Source organism: Nocardiopsis listeri, assembly GCF_020741345.1.
Taxonomy (GTDB): Bacteria; Actinomycetota; Actinomycetes; order Streptosporangiales; family Streptosporangiaceae; genus Nocardiopsis; species Nocardiopsis listeri_A.
Window position 1 is genome coordinate 1 of sequence record NZ_DYZD01000171.1, and the last position, 6,609, is coordinate 6,609.

General features: G+C 72.1%; 9 protein-coding genes. All 9 read right to left on the reverse strand.

What is annotated here, in order from left to right; translation table 11 throughout:
- A partial coding sequence (locus K8V84_RS09500; RefSeq protein WP_304073161.1) for a TadE/TadG family type IV pilus assembly protein occupies window positions 1-312 on the reverse strand: 312 nt, incomplete at its 3' end.
- Between the two features lie 9 nt (window positions 313-321).
- A complete protein-coding gene (locus K8V84_RS09505; protein ID WP_304073164.1) occupies window positions 322-495 on the reverse strand; it encodes a hypothetical protein in 174 nt (57 codons plus the stop codon).
- Window positions 496-517: 22 nt separating this feature from the next.
- A complete protein-coding gene (locus tag K8V84_RS09510; RefSeq protein ID WP_304073167.1) occupies window positions 518-1,411 on the reverse strand; it encodes a type II secretion system F family protein in 894 nt (297 codons plus the stop codon).
- Complete coding sequence (locus K8V84_RS09515; RefSeq protein WP_369696617.1) at window positions 1,408-2,256, reverse strand: type II secretion system F family protein; 849 nt, start codon at window positions 2,254-2,256, stop codon at window positions 1,408-1,410. Before K8V84_RS09515 ends, K8V84_RS09510 begins: the two co-directional genes overlap by 4 nt.
- Window positions 2,253-3,611, reverse strand: coding sequence for a CpaF family protein (locus K8V84_RS09520; protein ID WP_304073174.1), 1,359 nt, complete (start codon window positions 3,609-3,611; stop codon window positions 2,253-2,255). Before K8V84_RS09520 ends, K8V84_RS09515 begins: the two co-directional genes overlap by 4 nt.
- Window positions 3,608-4,354, reverse strand: coding sequence for a hypothetical protein (locus K8V84_RS09525; protein WP_304073176.1), 747 nt, complete (start codon window positions 4,352-4,354; stop codon window positions 3,608-3,610). Before K8V84_RS09525 ends, K8V84_RS09520 begins: the two co-directional genes overlap by 4 nt.
- A complete protein-coding gene (locus tag K8V84_RS09530; RefSeq protein WP_304073179.1) occupies window positions 4,354-5,028 on the reverse strand; it encodes an SAF domain-containing protein in 675 nt (224 codons plus the stop codon). Before K8V84_RS09530 ends, K8V84_RS09525 begins: the two co-directional genes overlap by 1 nt.
- Before the next feature lie 40 nt (window positions 5,029-5,068).
- The gene (locus K8V84_RS09535) at window positions 5,069-5,941 is read right to left on the reverse strand and encodes a hypothetical protein (RefSeq protein WP_304073182.1); all 873 of its coding nucleotides are present in this window, start codon (window positions 5,939-5,941) and stop codon (window positions 5,069-5,071) included.
- On the reverse strand, window positions 5,935-6,396 hold the full coding sequence (locus K8V84_RS09540; RefSeq protein WP_304073185.1) for a hypothetical protein: 462 nt from the start codon (window positions 6,394-6,396) through the stop codon (window positions 5,935-5,937). The genes K8V84_RS09535 and K8V84_RS09540 overlap by 7 nt, the downstream gene beginning before the upstream one ends.
- Window positions 6,397-6,609 lie beyond the last annotated feature (213 nt).

Genomic DNA, 6,609 nt, shown 5'->3' on the forward strand with positions numbered 1-6,609 from the left:
CACGTGTTCCACGGACCAGGTCGCCCCCGGTACGAGGCTGGGGACGGTGCCGGTCACGGTGACACGAACCTCCTCGGTGCCTCGGTCGACGGAGACGTCGACGTCCTGGAGGACCGTTCCGGCGGCCGGGGCCGCCATCGAGGCCCCCTCCACGGTGCGCGCCTGTTCGGCGGTGCGCCGCGCGAGGTCGGCCGCGACGTGCTCGCTGTGCGTCCACAGGGCGGCCTGGACGACCAGCATCACCAGGAGCAGGAGCGCGGGGGCGGCGATCGCCAACTCGGCGCTGCCTCGGTCGTCTTCGTATTGACGCAACGGTGGCTCCTACTCGCCGCCGATGAGGGCGATCTGCTCGGTGGCGACGCTGCCGATGGCGGCGACCGCGGCGAGGGCGATACCGACGAGCACCGCGGTGATGATGACGGTCTCGGTCGAGTAACCACCGTCGTCCTTGGGCGGGGTCAGTGCGGCGAGGATGCGAACGTACAGATTCTTCATGGTGTTCCTCCAGGTGAGCGGGTCAGGTTTGGAAGAGGATGAGGCTCATGGCCGGGTATCCCAGCAGAACCAGGAACCCGGTGAACAGCAGGACGACGGGCAGGCTCATCCGTTCGGTCGCGGACTGGGCGGTGGCCTCCATCTCGGCGAGGAACTGCACGCGCAGGGTCCTGGCCTTGGCCGCCAGGGAGCCGCGTACCCGGGCGCCGTCGGCACCGGCCAGGTGCAGGCTCGCGGACAGTTCGGCGAATTCGGGGGTGTCGTAGCGTTCCCCGAGGTCGCGCAGGATCCGCCAGGCGGGGGTCCTGGTGAGGGAGGCTTCCCGTAGTGCGTCGCGAATGGCGCTCATCGCCCATCCCCCACCGTGCGCGGAGGCGTCGGTGAGGGCTCCGCTGACGCCCGCGCCCCCGGCGAGGGAGACCACCACGAGGTCGGCGAAGCCCGACAGGGTGCGGCGCATCTCCTCTCGGCGCTTGGTCGCCTCGTCGTTGAGGGACAGGTCCGGAGCGAACCACATGAGCACGAGGAAACCGGCCCACGACAGCAGGGAGACGAAGGTCGGGGGCAGCACGCCGAAGAAGGCCAGGAGCATGCCGACCAGCGGGGGAAAGACCAGGCCCACCACGACCCCGGACACCTTCTCCGCGAGGTAGCCGCCCGCAGCCCGGTCGCACACGCGCAGGTTCCGTACGGCGCGGGGGCCGGGGAGTCCCGCCGCCCGCAGCAGGGGGACGCCCACCCGACCGATGCGGGAGAGGAACCCGTCCTCTTGTCGACGTGGTCTTTCCACGGGGGTCGGTTCGGGGTCGCTCAGACGTTCGGCCAGGCTCGGTCGGGCCCAGCGGGCCGCCGCCAACGCCCACAGCGCCAGGCCCAGTGCGGCGCCCGCCAGGGCCGCCGCGGTCACAGGGTTCACAGGACGGCCTCCTTGGCCGGGTCGGGGGCGAGGACGCGCGGGCCGAGGGAGAAACGGGACATACGCGTCATCCACACCACGGCGGTGGCCCACAGGGCGCCGATGCCCGCCAGTACCGTCTGGCCGAGGAACCCGTCGAACGGCGCGAGGTACTCGGGGTTGAACAGGAGCAGGAACGCCCCCATCCCGAGCGTGGCGCCCATGATGATGCGCGATGAGGTGCGCAGCCGCGCCCGGCTCGCGGACACCTTGACCAGCATCGCCGCCTGGTCGCGGGCGGACTCGGCCAGCGCTCCGAGGAGGACGCCCAGGTCGGTGGCGTGGCGGGTGGCCGACATGGACAGGGCCGAGGCGACCAGGTCACCGGTGGGGTTGTCCACGGTCTCGGCGAAGACGTGCAGCGCCTCCTGGGGTTCACGGCCGCCGCGCATGTCGTCGGCGAGCCGGTGGACGGCCTCGCGCAGTGGTTCGGGGGCGATGGGCGCGGTGGCCGCGATCGCCTGGTGCAGGCCCGAGGAGCCGGCCATGAGGTCGCGGAGCATCTCGGTCCAGGCGGCGACCGCCTCGACCCCCTCGACCTGTTCCTTGTGTTCGGCGTCGCCGCCGAAGAGTTGCGGGGCCCACCAGAGTCCGGCGGCGGCCAGCGCCCCGGCCACGGGCCAGCCGGTCAGGAACCAGGCACCCACACCGGCGGCGACCGCGAAGACGACCTTGCCCGGGCGCGGGAGCCGCAGGGGTCTACGGTCACGGGCGCGCTCGGCCAGCAGCGGAGCCGCCCAGAAGCACAGCAGGAACACACCGAGGCCGATGACGCCGCCGGCGGTGGCGAGCAGGAGCGTGTTCACCGACCCCACCCCGCCGTCCGCGCGAGCAGGGTCTGGGGGTCGAAGCCGTGGTCCACGAGCACGTCGAGGGTGTCGGGGCTGGGCGGGGCGGCGTCCAGGCGGCCCTGGCGCGAGGAGTAGCGGTAGATCTCGTTGGAGACCACGTTCTGCCCCTCCGCGCCCACGACCTCGCGGACGCTGGTGACTCTGCGTTCGCCGGTGGGCAGGGCCGACACGTGCACGACCAGGTGCACCGCCGACGCCACCAGGGAGGCGGTGGCCTCCAACGGCAGACGTTCGGCGGACTGGGCGGCGTAGGCGCCCAGCTTGGTGAAGGCGCCCGCGGAGCCGGCCGCGTGCAGCGTGGTGAGGCTGCCGTCGTTGCCCTGGCTCATGGCGTTGAGCAGGGGGACGGTCTCGCTGCCCCGCGTCTCCCCGACGATGACGCGGTCGGGTGACATGCGCAGCGCGGTGCGGACCAGGTCGGCGATGGTGATCTCGCCGACGCCCTCGATGTTGGCGGGGCGGGACTGCAGCGCCACGCAGTCCGGGTGGGCCTCGCGGTCCTTGTCCAGGCCCAGTTCGAAGACGTCCTCGATGGTGACCAGGCGTTCGGTCGGCTCGATCTCCGAGGCGAGGGCGCGCAGCAGTGTCGTCTTGCCCGCGCCGGTGCCCCCGGTGACGACCATGTTGCGGCGCGCGGCGACGGCGGCCCGGAACAGGGAGACCAGTGCCGGGTCGAGGGTGCCGAGTTTCTCCAGTCGGCGCAGCGACGAATGTGTGTGCCGGTGCCGGCGGATCGACACCGACGGCTGACGGGAGACCGCCATGACCGCGTTGAGGCGCTCGCCGCCCGGGAGTTGGAGGTCGAGGATGGGCGCGCCCGGGTCGAAGCGGCGTTCGCCGCTGGCGGACTCGGCGGCCAGTCGGCGGACCAGGACCACGACGTCCTCGACGTCGTCGAACAGGTTCGCGTGCAGGCGGCGGGTGCCGTCGGCGAGGCGCACCCAGGCGTCCACACCGTTGATGTTGATGTTCTCGATCTCGGGGTCGTCGAGCAGGGGTTGGAGGGGTCCCACCCCGGTGACCTGGGCGAGCGAGGCGGCGGCGATGGCCGACTCGGTCTCGGGGGCCAGCAGTGCGCGGCCCCGGGCCAGGGCCGCGCGGGCCTCCTCGTCGAGGATGTTGGCGATGATCCGGTCGGCGCGGGCGCGGTGCTCGGCCGGGGTGTCGGGGTCCTCTCCGCGTGTCTCGTCGGTGATGCGCCTGGCGGTCTCGGCGGACACGTAGGCGACCCATCGGGCCTCGTTCCGGCCGGCCTCCGGGTCGAGGAAACGGTCGAGGTCGGACACGCCGATGTCGTCGGGGTGGCTCATACCGTCACCTCCGGTGCCCGCGGCATGGAAGGCGACGGCTGCTCCGGTTCGGTGGCGTCGAGTTCCGTCGCCAGGGCGCCGACCGCCTTGAACAGGGGGCGGCGCCGGGGCCGGGCGAGGTCGCCCTCGCCCCGTAGGAACCGGGCGGAGCGGTCATCGGCGGGAACGCGTCCCCACACTGCCGGGCCGAGGACGTCCGCGATCTCGCCCACGCCGCCCCTGCCACCCGAGACGACCACGCGCAGGTCGCGGACGGGGAAGGTCGGCGAGAGCAGGTGCTCACGGGCGCGACGCAGCTCGGTGAGCCCTTCGGAGACCACGAGCACGGTGTGGTCGGCCCGCGCGGCGAGGGCGTGGGCCGGGGAGGACGTGGTCAGGCGCCCCAGGTCCAGGACGACGACCGGCGCGGCCATGGTGGAGAACGACAGCGGTTGACGGCCCAGCAGACGCACCGCGCCCTCGGCCGGTTCGCCGGTCACCGGCGCCGGACAGACCCGCAGGCCGCCGGGCAGGGTCTGGGTGTGTTCCTCCAGGTCGGCGCTGCCCCGGCGTAGGGCGGCGGCGAGACTGGTGAGTCCGGGTTCGGTGGGCACGCGCCGCCAGACCGAGAGCGCTCCACCGGCGGGGTCGGCTTCCATCAGGACCCCGGGCTCCTCCCCCGGCCAGACCCCGGCCAGGGCCATGCCCACGCTGGTCACGCCCGGGGATCCGCCCAGGGAGAAGAGGGCGACCGTGCGGGTCATCATTGCCCTCCGCGCGGGTGGACCTGGACGAGGCTGATCCGCCCGGCCGCCGCCGCGTCGGCGATGCGCGCGGCGTCGGCGGAGGAGACCAGCAGTTCGGCGTTGACGGCGCCCTCGACCCCGGGGTCGGGGGTGAGGGTGCGCACCAGGGCGAGGTAGGCCTGAGGTGCGCCCTCCTCGGTCTCCTCGCCGCCACCGACGATCACCGAGACGTTGGCGCCTGCACCGAGGGATGCGGGGAAACGCCCGGGCTGGAGGGTGGCGCCGACCAGGGCCCGGTCGGCCTCGGGGAACTCCGCGTCACTTCCGAGCCCGGCCTCGGGGACGACACCTCCTTCGACCACGGGCAGGGTGAGGGTCTGCCCGACGATCTCCTCCATGCGTCCGGCGTCCACGAAGGAGATGTCGGAGGAGATGGTCATCTCGGATACGCGCAGGTCGGAAAGGGTGAGGACGTGGCCGGCGGACAGATCCTCGTCGGCGACCACGACCCCGGTCCGGTCGTCGAGGCGTTCCAGGGCGAGGACCCCGCCGAGTGCGCCCGCCGTCGTCAGGGTCAGCGCCAGGACCAGCCAGCGCCAGCGCTTGGGGCCTCCGCCGGAGAGCCGTACGGTGGGGGGTTGTTGCGCGGGGCGCCCCGCCCGGAGGGGCGGGGCCGTCGTCGTCTCGACCACGTCTGTCTCAGTTCTTCTCGGTGTTACCAGGTGTCCGTGGTCACTGGGTGTCCGTGACCAGTCCGTGGGATTCACGGACGGTGAGGTCGACCTCGGAGGTGCTGACGAGTCCGTCCAGAGCGCCGCTGTCACCGTTGGAGAGGCTCCACTCGGTGTCCCAGAGCACGTGGACGGTGACCGTTCGGGTGGCCTCGCCCTTCGCGTCGGAGGTGTCGGAGGCGGAGGTGTAGACGTGCCCGCAGTCCGGGGACTCGGAGTCGGCTTCGTGCGTCGTCGTGTCGAAGGGTGTGCCGGGGCCCTCGCACTCCACGGTGGTGCCGTCGCCCATGGTCCAGACGGTGCGCATGGGGGCCGCCGTCACGGTCAGGGACTCGGAGCCGAGTTCGGCGGAGACGGATTCGGCGTCCCATCCCTCGGGCTCGACCCACAGCCACAGCGGAGCGTTGACCAGGATCAGGGAGTCGGTGCCCGGGGAGGTGGCGATCGTCGGTTCGGGGAGTTCGAAGGAGGCCATGGCCTCCTCCAGTGTCGCGAAGGGGTCGGTGCCCTCCTCGCCCTCTTCCGCCTCGGCGAAGATGGCCTCCCAATCCATGGCGTCCCAGTCGATGTCGTTCTCCCAGTCGACACCGATGTCGTCCCAGTCGATGGCGTCCCAATCGACGTGGTCGTATTCGCTCGACCCGGTGCCGGCGTCGGCGCCGCCGGACCCGTCGGTGCCGGGCGTGCCCGGGGTCCCTCCGTGCTCCAGCAGCCACCGGAACCGGATCTGGCAGCCGTTGCCGCCGGAGCTCCCGCACTCGACACTGCCGAGGAAGGAACCGTCGTCGGCGTGGGCGGGTGAAGCGGCGTTCAGGACGGCGAACGTCAGTACGGCGGCGGCCGTGGCCGCCGTGGGGGGTAGTGGTCTCAACATGATCCTGCTTCCCAGATGCGCAGTTCGGACACGCGCCAGGCGAGTCCGTCGTGGATGAGCGTGGCGTCCACTCGTCGTGCTCCCGCCGTTCCCCCGGTCCCACCGGTTCCCCAGGCGGAGTCGTCGACGCAGTCGTCGACCACCGCGCGTTCGGGGCCCTCGACGTCGATGGTGGGGTCCAAGACGGGTTCCCCCTCGGTCTCGCCGCCGGCGGCCGCCTCGGCCAGGGCCGTTCGCATGAGCTCGCGCGCGCTTCCCACCGCGTGGTCGTCGAGGGCGCGCGAGGCCTCCTCGTCCCCGTGGGAGGCCGCCACCACGGCGTCCCACATCCCGGTGTAGGCGGCCAGGGCGGCCTCCTCCTCACCGGAGGGGGAAGCGGTGGAGGGTGCGGCGTCGGGGGCTTCATCGGCCTCCGGGGCGGCTATGGAGCAACCGGTGACACAGAGTAAGAGCAAAACGGCTACGTAAGCCGTCATATGGGCCGAGCCGGAACTCATCGCGGCCTGATCCCTTCGATGTACTCCGCAGGCGATGCGGAACCGAGGCGGGGTGGGGACGGGGTCGGAGAGCTCCATCCCGTGGGACAGGAGCAGGGGAGCGAGAACGAGTCAGATGTGGTTTTCCGTGTGTTTTGTTATGTCTTTGCCAGCCGAAAGCCTACCCAGCAC

What these genes read in the sequence shown, in the direction of transcription:
- K8V84_RS09505 (WP_304073164.1), bottom strand. Translation starts at nt 495, where the DNA reads ATGAAGAATCTGTACGTTCGCATCCTCGCCGCACTGACCCCGCCCAAG.
- K8V84_RS09520 (WP_304073174.1), bottom strand. Translation starts at nt 3,611, where the DNA reads ATGAGCCACCCCGACGACATCGGCGTGTCCGACCTCGACCGTTTCCTC.
- K8V84_RS09525 (WP_304073176.1), bottom strand. Translation starts at nt 4,354, where the DNA reads ATGACCCGCACGGTCGCCCTCTTCTCCCTGGGCGGATCCCCGGGCGTG.
- K8V84_RS09535 (WP_304073182.1), bottom strand. Translation starts at nt 5,941, where the DNA reads ATGTTGAGACCACTACCCCCCACGGCGGCCACGGCCGCCGCCGTACTG.